Source organism: Arenimonas sp., assembly GCF_019459675.1.
In the GTDB taxonomy this organism is placed as follows: domain Bacteria; phylum Pseudomonadota; class Gammaproteobacteria; order Xanthomonadales; family Xanthomonadaceae; genus Arenimonas.
The window spans coordinates 1-2,946 of the sequence record NZ_JAIBFH010000326.1; the positions used below are offsets into that span (position 1 = coordinate 1).

The following is a 2,946-nucleotide window of genomic DNA, read 5'->3' on the forward strand; positions in this document are numbered from 1 at the left end:
CCCCCAGCGAACCCTCCAGGCCCGGCCCCCGGCCCACCACCACCACAGACGGCTGTACTCCCGCCACCGGGCGGGGACCGCGCGCGGCGGGGGCGCCTTCAATCACCCGCTGGGCGCCCAGCTCCGCCAGGGCACGGCGAAGCTGGTCGCGGGCGTCGCCGGGACGAGCCAGCAGGGCGACGCGAACCGGTGACTCAAGCATCGGCCGGCTCCAGGCCCAACATCTCGAACACGTTCCGCATCAGCTCGACTTCCTGGTAGGGCTTGCCGAGATAGCGGTTGACGCCGATATCGAAGGCGCGCTGGCGATGTTTGTCGCCGGTACGCGAGGTGATCATGATGATCGGTACGTCCTTCAGGCGCGGGTCGGACTTCATGTTCTGCGCCAGTTCGTAGCCGTCCATGCGCGGCATTTCGATGTCCAGCAGCATCAGGTCGGGTACGCGCTCGGCCATCTTCTCGATGGCGTCCACGCCGTCCTTCGCCGTCAGCACCTCCATGTTGTGGCGCTCCAGCACGCGGCCGGTCACCTTGCGCATGGTGATCGAGTCGTCCACCACCATCACCGCAGGGATGCGGCGGACCGGCGCGGCCGGGGCCGGCGCGACCACGATGGCGTTGCGGTCGCGGTTGTCCTGGCGGCGCACCAGCGGCGCGACGTCCAGGATCACCACCACGCGGCCGTCGCCCATGATCGTGGCGCCGAAGATGCCCGGGATCGAGTTGACCTGCGGACCCACCGGCTTGACCACGATTTCCTTGCTGCCCAGCACCTGGTCGATGCAGATGGCGGCGCGCAAATCACCCGACCGGGCCAGCAGCAGCGGCATCTGCAGGCTGTCCTGCGCCTTCGCCGGGGCGTGGCCAATGAGCCTGCCCAGGTCGTGGATGGCGTAGGACTCGCCGGCGTAGGTGAAGCTTGGCGTGTCGGTGGCGAGCTGCTTCTCGAGGTCGGCGCGGCCCATGCGGCCCACGCCCTGCACCGAGGCGATCGGCACCGCAAAGCTGGTATCGCCGATCTTGACGAACACGGCCTGCGTCACGGCCAGGGTGAACGGCAGGCGGATGGTGAAGACGCTGCCCTTGCCTACCTCCGACTCGATGCCGAGCGAACCGCCGAGCTGACGGATTTCGCTGTACACCACGTCCATGCCGACGCCGCGACCGGCCAGGCGGCTGACCGACTCGGCGGTGGAGAAGCCCGATTCCAGGATGAAGCCATACAGCGTGGCGTCGGAAACCTCGGCCTCCGCCTTGAGCAGGCCGCGTTCGACGGCCTTCCTGCGGATGGCTTCCTTGTCCAGGCCGCGGCCGTCGTCGCTGATCTTGAGCACGACTTCGGAACCTTCGCGCTGCACCAGTACGCGGACCGTTCCTTCCTCGGGCTTGCGGGCCGCGCGCCGGTCGGCGGGCATCTCCAGGCCATGCGCGACCGCGTTGCGCAGGATGTGCTCCAGCGGCGCGGTCATGCGGTCCAGGACGTTGCGGTCCATTTCGCCGGCGGCACCGTCCACCTTGAGGTTGACCTGCTTGCCGGTGTCGCTGCCCGACTGGCGCAGCACGCGGCGCAGGCGCGGCACCAGGGCGTCGAAGGGCACCATGCGCGTGCGCATGAGGCCTTCCTGCAGGTCCGAGCTGACGCGCGACTGCTGCAGCAGCAGGGTTTCGTACTGGCGCGTCAGGTCGTCCAGCGAGCCCTGCAGGCTGACCAGGTCGGCCGCGGACTCCGCGAGCGAACGCGACAGCTGCTGCTGGTTGGTGAAGCGGTCGAGTTCCAGCGGGTCGAAGGTTTCGTCGCCGGTATCGCCTTCGCGCTGGTAGCGCGCGACGATCTGCGCTTCGGTTTCGATGTCTAGCTTGCGCAGCTGCTCGCGCAGTCGCGTGGTGGTGGCACCGAGCTCGCCAAGGTTGGAACGGAACGCACCCAGCTGCTGTTCCAGGCGGGCGCGGTAGATGGCCACTTCGCCGGCGTAGTTGACCAGGCGGTCGAGCAGGTCGGCACGGATGCGGACCTGTTCCTGCGGGGCGCGGACGCCACCACCCTCCTCGTCTTCGCCCAGGCCTTCGATCGGCGCGGACAAAGGCGCCATTTCGTTGGCGGCGCCGGTGCGGGGAGCCGCGGCCGGCCGGGCAACCACCGCATCTTCCGCCGCGGCGGCCTTGCGATCGAGCGCCGTGGTGGTGGTGGTGCGCTCGGTGATCTCGGCGGCCGGGGCGCTCAGGTCCACGTCTGCAAGCGCGCGGCCCTTGGCGAGGGCGTCGATCTGGCCGATCAGATTGGCGGGCAGGACGATCGCCTTGCGATCGGCCACGCGCGTAACCATGCCGTGCAGGCGGTCAAAGGCACGCTCGAGCACCACCACGCCGGTCTGGCTTAGTTCGCGGCGGCCCTCGGCCACGACCTCCAGCAGCGACTCCATGGCATGGCCGAGCTCGCCGATGGCGAAGATGCCGGCCATGCGGGCACCGCCCTTGAGGGTGTGCAGGTCGCGCTGCAGGCCCACGACCAATTCGCGATCGGTGGTCCTCTCACGCAGGTCGGCCAACAGACCGTCGGAATGGTCGAGCAGGTCGCCCGACTCTTCCAGGAAGATATCCAACAGCTCGACGTCGATGTCGCTGGTGTCGAGCTCGGCGTCGGGGTCGTCCGGATCCAGCGCCAACGGCACCTGCGCGCGACCGGCCGCGACCGGCTGCTCGGGTTGAGCGGCGACGGGCGGGGCTTGGAGGATGGGTTCTTCGGCGATGGGTTCTTCAGCGACGGGCTGCTCCGGCGCTGGCGCGTCGGCGGGCAGCTGGGCGATGGCGTCGGGTGAAGTCAGCGCTTCAAGTTCGTCCAGGCTCATGCCGTAGAAGTCGTCCGCCACCGCTTCAGACGGGGAAGCGGACTCGGCAGAAGCGAAGGCGGCGGGGGGGGGGGGGGGGGGGGGGGGGGGGGGGGGGGGG

At 69.5% G+C, this 2,946-nt stretch carries 1 protein-coding gene and 1 pseudogene; both read right to left on the reverse strand.

Annotated features, from left to right (window positions below):
* Positions 1 to 202 (reverse strand): annotated as a pseudogene (locus tag K0M70_RS11010) (hypothetical protein); the annotation flags it as partial.
* The coding region (locus K0M70_RS11015; protein WP_290781905.1) for a response regulator at positions 195 to 2,946 on the reverse strand (2,752 nt) is incomplete at its 5' end. The pseudogene K0M70_RS11010 and the gene K0M70_RS11015, both read right to left, overlap by 8 nt.